Source organism: Cohnella sp. CFH 77786, assembly GCF_019400745.1.
Taxonomy (GTDB): Bacteria; Bacillota; Bacilli; order Paenibacillales; family Paenibacillaceae; genus Cohnella.
This window is the reverse complement of sequence record NZ_WJIB01000013.1, coordinates 140,644-157,609: the sequence shown is the minus strand read 5'-3', so window position 1 is coordinate 157,609 and position 16,966 is coordinate 140,644. Positions and strand designations below refer to the sequence as shown.

The window sequence follows — 16,966 nt, the reverse complement described above, 5'->3', positions numbered from 1 at the left end:
AACCGCAAACCGCAAACCGCAAACCGCAAACCGCAAACCGCAAACCGCAAACCGCAAACCGCAAACCGCAAACCGCAAACCGCAAACCGCAAACCGCAAACCGCAAACCGCAAACCGCAAACCGCACATTCCCAACTTATTGACGGAGCTGCTGACAGCTAAGAGCAAAAATACAATTATTTTTTCGAAATAAACCCGTTTTCGAGCTGCTAAGAGCATTATTACAGTTATTTTTATCAAAATTCGATACTTTGACTCAACTGAAATGAAAGAGACTAAATGTATTCTGGCCTTTATTGGGCAGAAAAGACATCGTTATATGGAATCTAGTTGTATTTCGGCTCTTAGTCCTCTCGAAGATAAGTTAATAGAACAACAGAAGCTGTCGAATGGGGAGGAAACGCTTGAACATGTCCAACGGGAGTCGAAGGGACAACATCAGTCTTATGTTGAGCGGACAATCAAATCCAGAGTGGAGGGGATAAATTCGATCTTGAGCAGAAGGGACTTAGCAGATCCTCATCGCTTGGAAAACTTCAATGCTGATTTGACGGAAACAGCGACTATTCAGAACCGAAGGGATGAACTCCAACAACCTGAACCGATGGGATAACCCCCCGCCCCGACTGGGAAAGATTGCGCGAAATACCGGCTTGCACCTGAAATCATCTGCCATCCGCACTCATCCTGGCGTCATGAACCGATCCTACCATTCGCGGGATGGCTTTTTTTGATATAATGGTCCATGTCACCGAAATCCATTCTGCCAGCATGTATCGGAGGGTCGACATGGCCGGATATACCCCCATGATGGAGCAATATTTGTCCGTCAAGGCGGAGGCGCGGGACGCGCTGCTGTTTTTCCGTCTCGGCGATTTCTATGAAATGTTTTTCGAAGACGCGCTGACCGCTTCGCGCGAACTCGAAATCACGCTGACCGGCCGCGGCGCGGGTCAGGAAGAACGGGTTCCGATGTGCGGAGTGCCTTATCACTCCGCGGAAGGATACATAGCCAGATTGATCGAAAAAGGGTACAAAGTCGCGATCTGCGAGCAGGTGGAGGATCCGAAGTCGGCCAAAGGCGTCGTCCGGCGCGAGATCGTGCGGATCGTCACGCCCGGCACCGTCATGGAGACGAAAGCGGCCCAGGAAGCCACGAACAATTTCATCGTCGGCTCGGCCGAACGCGGCGGGCGGTTCGGCTTGGCCGCGTGCGACTTGACGACGGGCGAGCTGTACGTCACCTCGTTCGGCACGGCGCGGGAAGCGGTCAAAAACGTACTGAACGTGTACAAGCCCGTGGAAGCCGTAGGCGACGAAGCCGCTCTCGCGATGATCCGGGAAGAAACGAACGGCTCGTTCCGGTCCGTCGTCTGCACGGTCCGGAACGAAGACGACACGGCCGTGCTCGCTTCCCAATTTCCGGACGAGCGATGGGATACCCACGAAGAAGTCAGGCGGATCGCGGTCGCCCGGCTGATCGCTTATTTGGGAGAGACGCAGAAGCGCTCGCTCGGCCACCTGCGCAAGGTCAAAGCCTACGATCCCGAATCGTACATGGCGCTCGACGCGTTTACGAGGAGGAACCTGGAGCTGACGGAAACGGTCCGTGACCGTTCGCGCAAAGGCTCTTTGCTGTGGCTGCTGGACCGGACGCGGACCGCCATGGGCGCCAGGCTGCTCAAACGGTGGGTCGATCAGCCGCTGCTTGACCGGGACGCCGTCAGCCGCAGGCTCGACGCCGTCGAAGCGCTGCATGGCGATTGGATGCGCCGGGAAGAACTGCGCGCCGAACTCGGCGAGGTGTACGACCTGGAGCGCTTGGTCGGGAGGATCGCCTATGGGACCGCCAACGCGCGCGACTTGAACGCGCTCAAAGCCTCGCTGGACCGCGTGCCCGCCATCCAGGCCGTTTGCCGGGACATCGGCGCGGCTCCGCTGCTTCAGCTGGCCGAAGGAATGGACGCTTGCGCGGACATCGCGGACGCGATCCGCGCCGCAATCTCGGAAGAGCCGCCCGTCTCCGTTCGGGAAGGCGGGCTGATCCGGCCCGGCTTCGATCCGAAGCTGGACGCGCTGCGCGAGGCGAGCCAGAACGGGAAACGGTGGATCGCGGAGCTGGAGAGGCAGGAACGGGAAGCAACCGGCATCAAATCGCTGAAAATCGGCTTCAACAAGGTGTTCGGCTATTATTTGGAAGTTACGCGAGCCAATCTCGGCTCTCTTCCCGAAGGCAGGTACGAGCGCAAGCAGACGCTGGCGAACGCCGAGCGGTTCGTGACGCCGGAGCTCAAGGAGAAGGAAGCGCTCATTCTCGAGGCGGAAGAGAGCATGGTCGACCTCGAATACGAGACGTTCGTCCGTCTGCGCGACGGCATCGCCGCCCAGATTCCGCGGCTTCAGCGGCTGGCCGAGGGACTGTCGGCGCTGGACGCGCTCCAGTCGCTTGCCGAGGTGTCCGCGGAGCGGAGATACAACCGGCCCTCCTGGAGCGGCGGGTATGACCTCCGCATCGAGGACGGCCGCCATCCGGTCGTGGAGGCGGTCACCGAAGGCGGCAGCTTCATCGCCAACCATACCGCGCTGACGCAAGACAACTCGATCCTGCTTATCACCGGTCCGAACATGGCCGGCAAGAGCACCTACATGCGCCAGGTGGCGATCATTTGCATCATGGCGCAGATCGGCTGCTTCGTTCCGGCAAAGAGCGCCGTGCTTCCGTTCGTCGACCGCATTTTCACGAGGATCGGGGCGGCCGACGACCTGGTCGGGGGACAAAGCACGTTCATGGTCGAAATGAAGGACATCCAGGTTATGACGGATCAAGCAACCGATCGGAGCCTGGTCATCATTGACGAGCTGGGACGCGGTACTTCCACGGAAGAGGGAATGGCCATCGCGCAAGCGGTCATCGAGTACGTTCACGATCACATCCGTTGCAAAGCGCTCGTCTCCACCCATTTTCATGAACTCGCGCATTTGGAAGATTCACTGGCTTCCTTAAGCAACGGTTGCATGGCGGTCAAGGAGAGCGCGGACGGGGTGACGTTCCTCCGCAAGCTGGTGCCGGGTGCGGCGGATTCCAGCTACGGGATCTACTGCGCCCAGCTCGCGGGTTTGCCGGATACGATTGTCCGGCGGGCGTATTCGCTCATCGAAGGCGGGCAGCGACCGGCGGCCAAGGCCGAGCGCGAGACGGCGGCGGCATCCGCGCCGGCTCCGGTTCCGGCGCCGCAAGCCGAGGTCGTTCAGCTCGCCATGTTCGCACCCGAGCCGCCTCCGGCGGACAAACCGAAACGCGGCGCGCCTTCCGCGCACGAGAAAGTCATGGAGAAGCTGCGCAAGCTGGACGTAATGAGGATGACCCCTCTGCAGGCTTTGGAGTGGTTAAACGACGCGAAAAACCAAATCACGGAGAGTGGGGATCCATCATGATGAACCGTATGAATATCCGCCGGCGCGCCTCGTTCGCGCTGCTTGCCGCCCTCGTTGGGGCAACGATATGGATGCCTTCCGCCGCCCGGGCCGAAACCTCGGAGCAGGTGAACGAAGTTCGGCAACTCCTCGAGCAGTATCATCTCAGCAAACCGGACGACAAAGATTTGAACCAGTCGGCAATCGACGGGATGGTGGAAACGCTCCACGATCCTTACACGGAATATTTCGACGAAGAGGAATGGAAGAAGTTTTCGTCCGATTTGGAGCAGAATTTCACGGGCATCGGCATCGTTCTGATCGAGGAAGACGGCGTCGTCTATGCCGAGGACGTCATTCCCGGCAGTCCCGCCGAAGCGGCCGGTCTATTGCCAGGCGACGCCATCGTATCCGCCGACGGAAAGTCGGTGAGAGGGCTGAACGTGACCGAGCTGCAGAAGCAGCTTCGCGGCGCAGAAGGCACACGCGTCACGGTAGGGGTTGAACGGGACGGCAAAACGCTGGCGTTTCCGATCGTGCGGAAAACGCTTCAGCTTCCGGTAGCGACGGGCCAAATGATGGGCGACGGGGTCGGTTACGTGGCGCTGTCCGGCTTTACCTCCGACGCCGGCAGCCTGTTCGCCGACCAAGTGGCCAAACTCGAAAAAGCAGGCATGCGCTCGCTGCTGATCGATTTGCGCAATAACGGGGGCGGATACGTCACCGCGGCGCAGCACATCGCCGGTCTGTTCATCAAAGACGGGGTACTCGCGCATCTCAAGGACCGCGACGGCAAGGACGATCCGATCTCCGTCAGCGGAGGCGGCAAGCCTTATCCGGTCACGATCCTGGTGAACGGGAACTCGGCAAGCGCCTCGGAGCTCCTCGCCGGCGCCCTTCAGGATTACGGAGTCGCGAAGCTGGTCGGCACCAAAACGTTCGGCAAAGGCGTCGTGCAGTCGATCATCCCGCTGAAGAGCGGAGGCGTGCTGAAGGTGACCGTGCAGGAATATTACACGCCGAACGGCCGCAAAGTCGACAAAACGGGCCTTACGCCGGATCACGTTATCGAAGGGGCGGGGGAGCAGCTGATCGGGGCCTATCGCGATGCGGGGGGCAAAGCCTTGACGGTCGGCATCGGCAAAGGCTCGGTCGTGATCAACGGTGTGCGCACCGCCCGCCCAAACGCCGCGTTCCGTCGCGGCAGCAGCTGGTACGTCAACCTGCGGTTGGCAGCGGCTTTGGCGGGCGCGAAGGTCGGCTACGACAGCAAAACGAAAACGATCACGTTAAGCCGCGGAAGCACGATTTACAAGCTGAAGAGCGGGGACAGCCGGCTTGCCAACAAGAACGGCTTTAACCTGATCGATTCGGGCACGCTGGCGAGATGGTTTCCGGGCTTGACCGCGGAAGCCGCCGCGAACGGACAATTGAAGCTGACCGTCCGCTAAGCGGCAGAAGGGAGGTCCGAGGATGGGGATCATCCGACCGTTAGACGAGCATTTGGCGAACCAGATCGCGGCCGGGGAAGTCGTGGAACGGCCGGCATCCGTGCTCAAGGAGCTGGTGGAAAACGCCGTCGACGCCGGCGGCAGGCATATCGAGATCACGGCGGAAGAGGGCGGGCTGACGTTTCTGCGGATCAAGGACGACGGAGCCGGGATCCAGCCGGACGATCTGCTGACCGCTTTCCGGCGCCACGCGACGAGCAAGATTTCCAGCGCCAAAGACCTGTTCCAGATCGAGACGCTGGGCTTCCGCGGCGAAGCGCTGCCCAGCATCGCGGCCGTAGCCAAAGTCCGCTGCGTGAGCGCGAACGCCGATGACGGCTTGGCGCGGTACGTCGAAATCGAAGGCGGAGCCGTCAAAAGCGAAGGGGAGACGAACGCGCCCCGGGGCACCGAGATGACCGTCCGGGATCTGTTCTTCAATACCCCGGCTCGGCTGAAATACATGAAAACGATCCAGACGGAGCTCGGGCACCTGTCCGACGTCGTGTACCGTCAAGCGCTCGCCCGGCCGGACATCGCCTTCACGTTCCGGCACAACGAAACCGTCCTGCTGCGCACGCCGGGCAACGGCGATCTGCGGCAAGTGGTGGCCGCCATCTACGGGACGGCCGCCGCGAAAGCGATGGTCCAGCTCCGGTCGGACGACCCGGATTATTCGCTGACCGGTCTGACAGCTCTTCCGGTCGAGACGCGCGCCAACCGGAACGCCGTCACGATTCTCGTGAACGGCAGGTACGTCCGCAGCCAGGCGGTCGTCCAGCCGCTGCTGCAGGCGTACCACACGCTGCTGCCGTTGCACCGTTACCCGCTGTCGGTGCTGAACCTGCGCATGCATCCCGCGTTGGTCGACGTTAACGTGCATCCCGCCAAGCTGGAGGTCCGGTTCAGCAAGGAAGCGGAGCTGAGGGCCTTCATCGAAGAGACCGTGAAGGAAGCGCTGGCCGGACAGGCCTATATCCCTTCGGGTACGTCGGTCCGCAAGCCGAAGCAGGCGCCTGCCTGGATGCAGGATCAAATCCGCTTTCAACTGCCTCCGGAGGAGGCCGAAGCACAGGCTCCGGCGGAAGCGGTAGCGGTAGCGGAAGTGCCGTCCCGCGGGGTTTTCGCGGGAATGCCCTCGGCGGAAACCCGAACGCCGTATGCCGCCGGGTCCGGACAAAGCGCGGCCGCGCCATCTGCGGCAACCCGGCCGGCATCGGCTTCCCCGGCAGTTTCCCCCGCGGTGTCGCCGGCCGCATCGCAGCAGAGGAAGCCGCCGCCTGCCTCCGGCGGGAACGGATCGTTGCCGGCGGAGCAAGCCGCGGCCGCGTCGGAACCGATCCCGGAGTCCGTCTGGCAGGCGGCGTTCGCCGCTCCGCCGGAGAAGCCCGCGGAACCGGCGTTCCCCGAACTGAGCTGGATCGGCCAGCTTCACGGCACCTATATCGTCGCCCAGAACGAGAACGGCTTGTTCTTGATCGACCAGCACGCCGCGCACGAGCGCATAAATTACGAATATTATTACGACAAGTTCGGCCGTCCCGAAGAAGCCAGCCAAGAGCTGCTGTTTCCCGTGACGATGGAGTTCGCGCCGGACGAATTCGCCCTGCTACGGGAACGACTCCCCGTGTTCGCCGGGGCCGGCGTATATTTGGAAGAGTTCGGGGGCAATACCTTTATCATACGCGCGGTGCCCCACTGGTTTCCCGAGGGGGACGAAGCGGACGTCGCCCGGGAAATCGCGGATTGGGTTCTGCAGGAACGTAAAATCGACTTGCACGCCTTGCGCGAGAAGGCAGCCATCCTCTGCTCCTGCAAAGCGTCGATCAAAGCGAACCAAGCGCTGACGCGCGAATCGGGAGACCGGCTGCTCCAGCGGCTCGGCCAATGCCGCCAGCCTTACACCTGTCCGCATGGACGGCCGATCGTCGTCAGCTTCAGCAAGTACGAATTGGAGAAAATGTTCAAGCGGGTGATGTCTTGATCGTCACGACCGCCGAGAAGCCGGAGGGCGCCCTGGTGGAGAAGGCAAAACGGCTCGCGGAAGAGCTGGACGCCCCTTATATTCCGAGGAGACGGGATACGCTGCGGGGTCTGGAACGGAAGCACGGTTCGGACGGCGTTCTCGTGGTCGCACCGGACGGCCTGAAATACGTGTCGGTAGACCGCCCGCCTTTGTTTTTCCACCCGAGCATGGGGCTGATCCGCGTGAAAAGGCTGATCCGGGGCGAACCCGACGCCATGATCGGGATATCCGGCGCGTTGCCCGGGGATAGCATTCTCGATTGCACGGCGGGGCTCGCGTCCGACGCCATCGTGTTCAGCCACGCCGTCGGCGCCGGGGGCCAAGTGACGGCGATCGAAGCTTCTCCGCTGCTGTACGCGGTCGTTCGGGAAGGGCTCCAAACCGCGCGAACCGGTCTGCCGGAAGCGGACGAAGCGTGCCGCCGCATCGCGGTTCGGCTTGGCGACCATGCGGAGGTTCTGAGGAGCTTGGCGGACCGCAGCGTCGATATCGTCTATTTCGACCCGATGTTCGAGCGCCCGGTCCAAGCTTCCGCATCTTTGCTGCCGCTCCGGTCTCACGCCCGGCACGATCCGCTCTCCGAGGAGACGGTCCGGGAAGCCGTGCGCGTGGCCCGCAAATCGGTCTTGCTCAAAAATGCAGGCGGAAGCGCCGAATTCTCGCGCCTCGGATTCGTCCAGGCGCGCGTCTCCGCGTCCGCCGTCTCGTATGGAGTGATTCGGATATGACGCTGCTTGAGGAGGATCGTCGTCCTCCGCTTCTCGTGCTGGTCGGACCGACCGCGGTCGGCAAAACCGAGCTGAGCCTGCGGATCGCCCAAGCGCTCGATTGCGAAATCATCAGCGGGGATTCCATGCAGGTATACCGTCGCATGGATATCGGCACGGCGAAGCTGCCGCCCGATGAGCGACAAGGCATTCCGCACCATCTGATCGACATCCTGGACCCCGAAGAGCCGTTCTCCGTCTCCATGTTCCAGCAGCTCTGCACGGAGAAGATCGAGGAGATCCGCTCCCGTGGCAAGCTGCCTTTTATCGTCGGGGGCACGGGCCTCTACGTCGAATCGGTATGTTACGGATACACGTTCCAGGGCGATTCCGGAGACGAAGCGTTCCGCGCGCGGATGCATGCATACGCGAACGAGCACGGACCGGAAGCGCTGCATGCGCGTCTGGCCGCCATCGACCCGGCGGCGGCAAAGCGAATCCACCCGCACGACGAACGCCGGGTCATCCGAGCTCTCGAAGTGTTCGAAACGACGGGACGCACGTTGTCGGAAACGCAAGCCCAGACGCGGGGAGACGACAAGCGGTCTCCTTACCGGCTGTGCCTGATCGGCCTGACCATGGACAGGGCGGAGCTGTACCGGAGGATCGACGCCAGGGTCGATTCCATGATGGAGGACGGACTCGTCGCGGAAGTGGACGCGCTGCTGAAGTCCGGCGTGCCGCGGAATGCCGTTTCGATGCAGGGACTCGGCTACAAGGAAATCGCTTCCTATTTGAGCGGAGACTTGGACCTGCATGCAGCCGTCGAACTGCTGAAGCGCGATACCCGCCGTTACGCCAAACGCCAGCTCTCGTGGTTCCGGCACATGAAGAACCTCGAATGGGTGGATGTGGGCACGCAGGCAAAAAACACCGAACTTTTCGCATCGATTTGTGCTATAATAGCAGGAAAGTTTCTTCTCGATCTTGAATATATTCGTTGAGAAAAACTTTAACCGGAGAATCCAGACGACGTGAATTCACTATGGCGATGGGGGTTTTGAACCGATGAACAAATCCATCAACATCCAGGACACCTTCCTAAATCAACTTCGCAAAGACAGCATCCCGGTCACCGTCTATTTGACCAACGGGTTTCAAATCCGCGGCGTCGTCCGCGCGTTCGACAACTTCACCATCGTGATCGACAGCGAAGGTCGGCAGCAGATGGTGTACAAACACGCGATCAGCACGTTCATGCCGCAGCGCAACGTGTCGCTGATGCAGCAGGAAAACGCCTCCGAAGCCTGATTCGGAAGCACGGCAAGCCCGTGGAGAAGTGAAACTTTTCCCCCACGCCTATCGTTAAACTGAATAGAGCCCGGACGGAGCAACCCTCGAGAGCGGGTTGTTCTCTATTTTCCGGGCGGCATGAAGATGGAGAATTTGAAAAAGGGTATGTTAGCAGCAGAGAGAGAAAGTGGAGCAGAAGGGGGAACCAACCATGCAGGAAAGACCGGCAACGGGACGAGCTGCCGCGGGCAACCGGGGCGGCGGCCAAGGGGGCAAGAAGCAAGCTCCCCGCAAGCGCAGCAAGAAACGGGGACTTCTGTGGCTGTTTTTCGTCGTTCTTCTCGGCATCGTATGCGCCATCGTCGGCTATTTGCTCATTATTTTGAACGGGGAACGCATCCTGAGCGAGAATCTGAACAAGTTGAACCTGGACCAAGCGTCCCTCGTCGTGGACAAGAACGGCAAGGAAGTCGCCAAGCTTTCCGTTGCCGAAGGCAACCGGGAATACGTGCCGATCAATCAGATTCCGAAACTGGTGCAGCAAGCGTTCGTGGCGACGGAGGACAAACGGTTCTACGAGCATGGGGGCGTCGACCTGTTCGGCATCGGCCGGGCGCTCGTCAAGGATATCATCCATCGCAGCGCCAAAGAGGGGGCCAGCACGATTACGCAGCAGGTTGCCCGCAACATATTCTTGAACGCGGACAAAACGCTGTTCCGCAAAGGCACGGAAGCCTCGATCGCGCTTGCGCTGGAACGCCATAAGAGCAAGGACGAAATTCTCGAGCTGTACTTGAACCGGATCTACTTCGGGAAAGGCCAATACGGGATCAAGACGGCCGCGAAATATTATTTCAACAAGGATATCACGAGCAAGGACCCGAAGCAGCAGCTGCAAATCTGGGAGATCGCCACGCTGGCCGCGATGCCGAAGGCGCCCAGCACGTACAATCCGATCTCGAATCCGGACAAGTCCAAGGAACGACGAGCCGTCGTGCTTTCGCTGATGCAGGAGCAAGGGCTCATCACCGCGGAGCAGGCGGAAGCCGCCAAGAAAGTGGACTATAATCCGAATGTCGTTCCGAAGAGCAATAAGCAGTACCAATCGTTCATCGATTATGTCGTGGACGAAGCCCAAGCCGTCACCGACCTGAGCGAGGAAGAGCTGCTGACCGGCGGCTATACGATCAAGACGACGATCGACACCAAAGCGCAGCAAGCGATGGAGAACGTCTACAAGAACGACAACATGTTCGAGAAAAGCAAGGACGAAGTGCAAATCCAGAGCGCCATGGTCATCATGGACCAGCATGACGGCTCGCTTGTCGCCATGATCGGCGGCCGGGATTACGAGAAGAACGGCTGGAACCGGGCAACCAAGCCGAGGCAGCCGGGCTCTTCGTTTAAGCCGATCGCGACGTACGGTCCGGCCATCGAGACGGGCAATTACTTTCCGTGGTCCATTCTGCGGGACGATAAAGTGTGCTACAACAACGGCAAATATTGTCCGACGGACTCCAACAAGGTCAAATATCTCGGACCGGTGACGATGACCCAGGCGATCCAGGAATCCCGGAACCAGCCGGCCGTCTGGCTGCTGAACGAGATCGGCGTCAAGAAAGGCCTCGATTTCGCGGAGAAGCTGGGGATCGAGCTCGACAGCGAGCAGGACCGGAACCTGGCGATCGCGCTGGGCGGCCTTACGCACGGCGCTTCTCCGCTCCAGATGGCGCGGGCGTACGGCGCATTCGCGAACGGAGGCATCCTGGAGGATCCTCACAGCATCCTGTCGATTACGAATAAGCATGGGGATACCGTTTACGAATTCAAGCAGCCGAAGCCCCAGCGGGTCATGAAGCCCGAAACCGCCTATTACGTGACCCAACTGCTTCAAAGCGTCACGCAGCCGGGCGGAACCGGTACGCGCGCCCGGATTTCCGGCCGCACCGTCGTCGGCAAAACCGGCACGACGCAGCACGGCATACCGGGTCTTCCGGTGAACGCGGGCGGCAACCGTGACGTCTGGTTCGTCGGCTATACGCCCGAACTGACCGCCGCCGTATGGGTCGGATACGACAACACGGACAAGAACCATCTCGTCCGCCAAAGCAGCGGCCAAGCGGCCGCCCTGTTCTCCGCCGTCATGTCCAAGGCGCTGGAGGGCAAGCCGAAGAAGTCGTTCCCGAAACCGGAAGGCATCGTCGAACAGGCACCGGAGGTATCGGTATCGGGGCTCACCGCGGCCTATTCGGAGCAAACCGTTTCGGTCGAGCTCAAATGGACCGCCCAGAACGCCAAGGCAGGCACGAGCTACAGGGTGTACCGCAAGGCCGAGACGGAGAGCGCGTTCACCATGCTGGTGGAAACGCCCGCGCCGGACTACGAGGACTACGCGATTTTCCCGGATCAGACCTACACGTATTACGTCACGGCTTACGATCCGGAGACGAAGCAGGAAAGCAAGCCTTCTGAGCAAGTATCGGTGACGATCGCGTCGGGGGCCGTATCGCCGTCGCCTTCGCCAACCGAATCGCCCGTTCCGGGCGATGCGGGCGGCACGGACGAAGGCGGAGGTGCAGAAGAAGGCGGAGGGGAAAATCCGGAGCTGCCCATCCCGAGTACGCCGCCAGGCGGAGAGCAGACACCCGGGGGCGAGTCGCCGCCGCCTCCTTCACAGCCGGCCGACGGGCCGTCCGCGAGCCCTTCGCCAAGCGAAGCGCCGGTCATAAGTCTCCCGTAATTCGCGTTCCGCACGAACCCGGCATCCGAGGCGATGCCGGGTTTTGCGCGCGATACGACCGGTCTGACGGACGACGGAACGGCCGGGAAGGACGGATTCGCTTCCGGTTTGATGCGGAATCTGGGTCCATCGGGAGGGACGTCAACTGGTGAGCGGGGGAAAGTTGTGGTAAGCTTTGGTTATCCGCTCAAGACTGCCCGGCGTTTCCTCTGTCACTCAGAACCTGCCGGACGGAAAGGAACGTCCACGATGAAACGTAAATTTTCGGACCGGGCCAATTGGCGCCGTATTTTAAAGAAGAACTACGCCTGCTTTCCGATGGACGATCCCGGATTTCGCGGCTTCGTGACGCTGTATCGGATTCTGGAGCTCCGCGACCCGCTGTGGAAGGAATACAACGGCCGGAGAATGTGCCTCGCCGACAAAGGCTATTTATGGATGCAGCATTTCCCGAAAGGCGAGCACTTCGTCGTGACGACGATGTTCGATCCTCAAGGCCGCGTCGTTCAGTGGTATATCGATATTTGCAAAACGCAGGGGATGACCGACCAGCAAGTGCCTTGGTTCGACGATCTCTATTTGGATATCGTCATGCTGCCCACGGGGGAGACGCTTCTCCTGGACGAAGACGAGCTCGAGGAAGCGCTCGACGACGGCATCATCTCCCAGAAGGATTCCGACATGGCCCAGCGCACGGCGAACCGATTGCTCGAGCTGATCCGTCAGAAGAAGTTTCCTTATTTCGAAATGAGCGTGCGGCACCGAAAAATGCTGTTGGATAAGCTCGGCTGGGAAAAAGGGGCGGCTACGTGATGAGCATGGCCAGAGCGAAGCTGTCTTACGCCCGGCCCCGGCGATCACGCGCGCGACGCGCGTTACGGGCATTCGTATGGACGGCTGCGGCGGGGTTCGCCTTGCTTCTGGTTTGGTGCGGCTGGCTGTACGCCCAAATCGCGACCTTCCATGGGATTTCCTCTTCGGACAAGACCGTGCGGGCCGACGCGGGCATCGTACTCGGGGCTTCCCTCTGGAACGACAAGCCGAGCCCGGGGTTAAGCGAACGTCTGGATCATGCGCTTGCTTTGTACCGGGAAGGCGTTTTCCCGCGGATTATCGTTACAGGGGGGTTGGATGCCGGCGGCGCGACTATCACGGAAGCGGAAGGGATGCGCAATTACTTAACGGAACGCGGCGTGCCGGAAGACGCGATCTTCATGGATACGGAATCTCGCAGCACCTACGAAAACCTCATCTTCGCGCAAGACATCATGAAGGCCGAAGGCTGGAAGTCGGCGGTCGTCGTCACGCACCGGTACCATGGCGCTCGGGCCGCGGATATCGCCCGGACGCTCGGTTATGACCCCGTGCAGGTCAGCGTGACCGAGACCAAGGTGATGAACGTGGGGTACCACCAAGCCCGAGAAGTGCTCGCGTTCACCAAGTGGAAATGGAACAAGCTCCTCCTGACATTCGGATGACTAGCTTCCGCCCGCCCGGAATACATTGGTAGGGCGGGAGTTTCCCCTTTTACGCGCGATTCGGAAAGGATCGGGAGGGGGACTTTCGCCGACTAAGGGCCATTTGGGGTGAACCGAAATGAACGCGAGGGCGGGCAAAGAGAACGTCCGGGATACGGCGGCCGCCGCAATACGGCCATCCAGACAAATCAACATCATTCTTCGCAAAACGGATTCGGACGGAGCTTCTTCCCCTATGGCAGGCGGAGGGTACGCAGAAGGCACGGGAAGCGGCCGTGCGCTGCCGCAGAGCGGTCCCTGGGCTGAATGGCACCGGGAACTCGAACGCATGGTCGGCTTGGATAATGTGAAGGAACTCGTATACGAAATCTTCGCTTTGCTGCAAGTGACGCAGCTCCGCCATGAGGCCGGGCTTCAGGCGCAGTCCCACGTGTACCATATGATTTTCAAAGGCAATCCGGGAACGGGAAAGACGACGGTCGCGCGCCTGCTGGCCAAACTGTTCCAAGGCATGGGACTGCTGGCCAAGGGCCATCTCGTCGAGGTGGAGCGGGCCGACTTGGTCGGCGAATATATCGGGCATACGGCGCAGAAAACGCGCGAGCTCGTGAAAAAGGCGCTCGGCGGCGTCCTGTTCGTCGATGAAGCGTACAGTTTGGCACGCGGCGGCGAGAAGGACTTCGGCAAAGAAGCGATCGATACGCTGGTCAAGGCGATGGAAGACTACAAAAACCAATTCGTGCTCATCCTCGCCGGGTATACGCTGGAGATCGAGGGCTTCTTGCTGACGAATCCAGGACTGCCTTCCCGGTTTCCGATCCAGATGGAGTTTCCCGACTATTCCGTGGACCAGCTCATCCAAATCGCGGAAGGCATGGCGAAGGACCGGGATTACACGCTGCTGCCCCAGACGCTGTTCAAGCTGCGGGAGCTGCTCGTCCAGGAGAAAGCGGAGTCGATATACCATTTCAGCAACGCCCGGTTCGTCCGGAACGTGATCGAACGCGCGATCCGTTACCAAGCGGTACGGCTGCTCTCGCAATATCCCTCTGGTTCGCCCGGGAAACAGGAGCTGATGGCCCTGCGCCCGGAGGACGTGCGGGGACTATGAAAGGCAAATCGGCAAGGCATCGACGAGGGGAAGATGAGTTTGAGACCGAACGCGTACGATACCGGAGCCGGGGAAACGGAGAAAGCGATTCTCGTCAGCCTCGTGACCGATTCCGTCAAAAGGTCGGGAGCGGATCCCGGCCATTCGCTGCAAGAGTTGGTGTCTCTGACCGAGACGGCCGGCGTGGAGGTCGCCGCCACCCTCGTGCAGAATCGCGATGTGCCGGATTCCAAATGGTTCGTCGGCCAGGGCAAAGTGCAGGAAATCAAGGCGCTTGCGGCAGAGACCGGCGCGGAGACGGCGATTTTCGACCAGGAGCTGTCCGGCGCGCAGGTCCGGAACCTCGAAGAAGAGCTGGATTTGAAAATCATCGACCGCACGCAGCTGATTCTCGATATCTTCGCCGGCCGGGCCAAAACCCGGGAAGGCATCCTGCAGGTGGAACTGGCGCAGTTGTCCTACCTGCTTCCCCGGTTATCGGGACAGGGCAAGAACCTGTCGAGGCTGGGCGGCGGCATCGGTACGAGGGGCCCCGGCGAGACGAAGCTGGAAACGGACCGGCGCTATATCCGAAACCGGATTTTCGAGCTCAAACGGCAATTGGAGTCCGTGATCCAGCATCGGAACCTGCACCGCGAGCGGAGACGCAAGAGCGGCGTCGTGCAGGTCGCGCTGGTCGGCTACACGAACGCGGGGAAGTCGACGCTGCTCCGCCAGCTGACCCAAGCGGACGTGCTGGCGGAGGATAAGCTTTTCGCCACCCTCGATCCGACCTCCCGCGCGCTTCGTTTGCCCAGCGGCAAAGAAGTGGTGCTGACCGACACGGTCGGCTTTATCCAGAACCTTCCCCACGATCTTGTCGCCGCTTTCCGGGCCACGCTCGAGGAAGCGAACGAAGCCGACCTGCTCCTCCATGTCATGGACGCCTCTTCTCCCATGAGGGACCGCCAGAAAGCGGTGGTCGAAGAGGTGCTTGGAGAGCTGGGGGCGGCGGGAAAACCGACTCTCCACGTCTGGAACAAGATCGACAAGGTGTCGGCCGCCACGATGGCGCTGCTGACCGGCGGACCGGATACGATCCGGATGAGCGCTTTGAACGAACGGGATTTGGGGAGACTGCTGGCGGTGATCGAGGACAAGCTCCTTGGAGGATGGTGCACGCTGCGCATCCCCGCTTCCCGCGGCGATTTGGCATCGCTCGCTTATCGCGTGGGCGAGGTCGCATCGGCGGAAACCGACGACGACTGGCTGCTGCTGACGGTGCGTTTGAACCCGTCGGATATGGAGAAGCGGGGGCGTCCGCTGGAACCTTACTTTACGGGCGACGTCGTGCAGCCGTAACTTTTCATGGCAACAAGTGAAGGAGCGTAACGTAAAGGATGGCAGATTCGGAAAGGTTGGATCCGCGGAAGCTTTGGGACCGATGGTCCCGCGAGGCGGAGGAGATGGCGCAAGACCGGCTGCGGGCCGTTGACGCCGTCGTGGAGAGAAACCAGGAGAAAGTGATCCGCGCGTTTCAGAAATACAAGGTGAGCGATTACCATTTCGCCGGCTCCACGGGCTACGGATACAACGACCGGGGCCGCGAGGTGCTGGATCTCGTTTACGCGGACGTGTTCGGAGCGGAGGCCGCGCTCGTGCGCCCTCATCTCGTATCGGGAACGCATACGATTTCGGCCGCGCTGTTCGGCTGCTTGCGGCCCGGGGATGAACTGCTCTTCGTGACGGGGAGTCCTTACGACACGCTGCATAAGGTCATCGGGAAACCGGGAGACGGGACGGGCTCGCTGTCGGATTGGGGCATTCGCTGCAAAACGGTACCGCTGGCGGAAGGCGGAACCGTCGATTGGGACGGCGTCGCAGCCGCGGTGACGGAGCGGACGAAAGTGTTCGCCATTCAGCGCTCCCGCGGATACGATTGGCGCCCTTCGTTCACCGTCGGGCAGATCGGAGAGATGGTTCGCCGGATCAAGTCGCTGGCGCCGGAAGGAATCGTATTCGTCGACAACTGCTACGGGGAGTTTACGGAGGATCGGGAACCCCCCGAAGTCGGGGCCGACCTCATCGCCGGTTCCCTGATCAAGAATCCCGGCGGCGGACTGGCGCCGAGCGGAGGCTACATCGCCGGTCGGACGGACCTCGTCGAGCTGGCGGCTTACCGGGTGACGGCCCCCGGCATCGGCGGGGAAGTGGGCGCGATGCTGGGAACGACGCGGTCGCTGTACCAAGGCTTGTTTCTCGCGCCGCTTCTCGTGGGACAAGCGGTCAAAGGGAGCATTTTCGCCTCGGCCGTGTTCGAAAATCTCGGCTTCCGCACGCATCCCCGCTGGAACGACGAGCGAACGGATTTGATCCAAGCGTTTCGGTTTCCGTCCTCTGAGCCTTTGATCGCCTTCGTACAAGCCGTGCAGAAAGCGGCCGCGGTCGACGCCCATGTCGTGCCGGAGCCGTGGGATATGCCCGGTTACGAGCATCCGGTCATCATGGCGGCGGGCACGTTCATCCAGGGCGGCAGCCTGGAGCTGTCCGCGGATGCTCCGATCCGCGAGCCGTATATCGCCTATATGCAAGGCGGATTGACTTACGCGCATGTGAAGCTGGCCGTTCGCCAAGCCTGCTTCGATCTGGCGGAACGCGGTTACTTGCCAAAGTGACAACAATCGCCCAAACAGGCCGTTAAATAACCTTACATTCCTTGACATGTTTA

At 60.8% G+C, this 16,966-nt stretch carries 13 protein-coding genes; all 13 read left to right on the top strand.

Annotated elements, in window-relative coordinates:
- The coding region (locus GE107_RS19395) for a hypothetical protein (protein WP_219641646.1) at positions 1-193 on the top strand (193 nt) is incomplete at its 5' end.
- 596 nt (positions 194-789) lie between these two features.
- Positions 790-3,435, top strand: coding sequence for a DNA mismatch repair protein MutS (gene mutS, locus GE107_RS19390; RefSeq protein WP_219641645.1), 2,646 nt, complete (start codon positions 790-792; stop codon positions 3,433-3,435).
- Positions 3,432-4,865, top strand: coding sequence for a S41 family peptidase (locus GE107_RS19385; RefSeq protein WP_219641644.1), 1,434 nt, complete (start codon positions 3,432-3,434; stop codon positions 4,863-4,865). Before mutS ends, GE107_RS19385 begins: the two co-directional genes overlap by 4 nt.
- A gap of 22 nt (positions 4,866-4,887) precedes the next feature.
- A complete protein-coding gene (gene mutL, locus GE107_RS19380; protein WP_219641643.1) occupies positions 4,888-6,888 on the top strand; it encodes a DNA mismatch repair endonuclease MutL in 2,001 nt (666 codons plus the stop codon).
- Entirely contained in the window at positions 6,885-7,658 is a 774-nt protein-coding gene (locus GE107_RS19375; protein WP_219641642.1) for a class I SAM-dependent methyltransferase, read from the top strand. Before mutL ends, GE107_RS19375 begins: the two co-directional genes overlap by 4 nt.
- A complete protein-coding gene (gene miaA, locus GE107_RS19370; RefSeq protein ID WP_219641641.1) occupies positions 7,655-8,641 on the top strand; it encodes a tRNA (adenosine(37)-N6)-dimethylallyltransferase MiaA in 987 nt (328 codons plus the stop codon). The genes GE107_RS19375 and miaA overlap by 4 nt, the downstream gene beginning before the upstream one ends.
- Before the next feature lie 64 nt (positions 8,642-8,705).
- Positions 8,706-8,948, top strand: coding sequence for an RNA chaperone Hfq (gene hfq, locus GE107_RS19365; RefSeq protein WP_219641640.1), 243 nt, complete (start codon positions 8,706-8,708; stop codon positions 8,946-8,948).
- Between the two features lie 193 nt (positions 8,949-9,141).
- Positions 9,142-11,670, top strand: coding sequence for a transglycosylase domain-containing protein (locus GE107_RS19360; protein WP_219641639.1), 2,529 nt, complete (start codon positions 9,142-9,144; stop codon positions 11,668-11,670).
- 249 nt (positions 11,671-11,919) lie between these two features.
- Positions 11,920-12,483 carry a ribonuclease FAU-1 family protein gene (locus GE107_RS19355; protein ID WP_219641638.1) on the top strand — a complete coding sequence of 188 codons (564 nt, stop codon included), beginning with the start codon at positions 11,920-11,922 and terminating at the stop codon, positions 12,481-12,483.
- Positions 12,483-13,148, top strand: a complete 666-nt coding sequence (locus GE107_RS19350) for a YdcF family protein (RefSeq protein ID WP_219641637.1) — start codon at positions 12,483-12,485, stop codon at positions 13,146-13,148. Before GE107_RS19355 ends, GE107_RS19350 begins: the two co-directional genes overlap by 1 nt.
- Positions 13,149-13,266: 118 nt before the next feature.
- Positions 13,267-14,259 (top strand): AAA family ATPase, encoded by a 993-nt coding sequence (locus tag GE107_RS19345; protein ID WP_219641636.1) that lies wholly within the window; start codon positions 13,267-13,269, stop codon positions 14,257-14,259.
- Between the two features lie 39 nt (positions 14,260-14,298).
- Positions 14,299-15,600 carry a GTPase HflX gene (gene hflX / locus GE107_RS19340; protein WP_255570650.1) on the top strand — a complete coding sequence of 434 codons (1,302 nt, stop codon included), beginning with the start codon at positions 14,299-14,301 and terminating at the stop codon, positions 15,598-15,600.
- 38 nt (positions 15,601-15,638) lie between these two features.
- Positions 15,639-16,913 (top strand): methionine gamma-lyase family protein, encoded by a 1,275-nt coding sequence (locus GE107_RS19335; RefSeq protein WP_255570648.1) that lies wholly within the window; start codon positions 15,639-15,641, stop codon positions 16,911-16,913.
- The last annotated feature ends 53 nt before the right edge of the window (positions 16,914-16,966 follow it).